Below are 258 nucleotides of genomic sequence, written 5' to 3'. Positions count from 1 at the left end.
ATCCGGAGGATCTTGGGCGACTACTGAATTCTTTCCACGAAATCTGCGGCAGCATCGTGAAGCGATTCGGCGGCTGCATAGCAAAAGACCTCGGCGATGGCATAAGCGCGTATTTTGGTTGGCCCGAGTCTCACGAGCAGGATGCGGAACGTGCTGTTGTGGCCGCCCTCGAAATCATCAAATCGGTGAAAGCCATATCCAATCCGGCGAGGACACCTATCCAGGTGCATGTGGGTATTGCAACCGGCGATGTTGTGG

At 55.0% G+C, this 258-nt stretch carries 1 protein-coding gene; it reads left to right on the top strand.

The features are described from left to right. Positions 1-258 (top strand): adenylate/guanylate cyclase domain-containing protein (locus QSV46_RS40195; protein ID WP_314964204.1); only part of this gene is annotated, 258 nt, incomplete at both ends.

Origin of the sequence: Bradyrhizobium cosmicum (genome assembly GCF_032290525.1) — a bacterium.
In the GTDB taxonomy this organism is placed as follows: Bacteria; Pseudomonadota; Alphaproteobacteria; order Rhizobiales; family Xanthobacteraceae; genus Bradyrhizobium; species Bradyrhizobium cosmicum_A.
The sequence above is the reverse complement of the archived record's forward strand: the minus strand, read 5'-3'. Positions and strand labels throughout refer to the sequence as shown.